The sequence below is a fragment of the Vibrio sp. 1978 genome, assembly GCF_033344345.1.
On record NZ_JAWPOP010000686.1, the window covers coordinates 1 to 612 of the forward strand.

The 612-nt window shown below is 48.2% G+C and carries 1 protein-coding gene; it reads left to right on the top strand.

Going from position 1 to position 612, the window contains the following annotated elements; translation table 11 throughout:
- Positions 1 to 612, top strand: a 612-nt coding sequence (locus R8N49_RS28545; protein WP_318190625.1) for an iron-containing alcohol dehydrogenase, incomplete at both ends; no start/stop codon positions are given.

A 612-nucleotide genomic window follows, 5' to 3' on the forward strand; every position in this document is an offset into this window, starting at 1 on the left:
CTCAACCAAACCCTACAATCACCAACGTTAATGATGGCTTAGCTCTTCTAAAAGAGAACGAATGTGACTTCGTAATTTCACTTGGTGGTGGCTCACCACACGATTGTGCAAAAGGCATCGCACTGGTTGCATCTAACGGCGGAAAAATCGGCGATTACGAAGGCGTGGATCAATCAGCAAAACCAATGCTGCCACTAATCGCAATCAACACCACAGCAGGTACTGCATCTGAAATGACCCGTTTCTGCATCATCACTGATGAAGAGCGTCACATTAAGATGGCAATCGTTGATAAACACACAACGCCTCTTATCTCTGTAAACGACCCAGAGCTAATGCTTGCTAAGCCAGCGTCTTTGACGGCAGCAACAGGTATGGACGCGCTAACTCACGCGATTGAAGCTTACGTATCTATCGCGGCAACACCAATTACTGACGCTGTTGCAATCAAAGCGATCGAGTTAATTCAAGCGCACCTACGCACCGCAGTGAAAAACGGCGAAAACCTAGAAGCTCGTGAGCAAATGGCATATGCACAGTTCATGGCTGGCATGGCGTTTAACAACGCATCTCTAGGCTACGTGCACGCTATGGCGCACCAGCTAGGTGGTT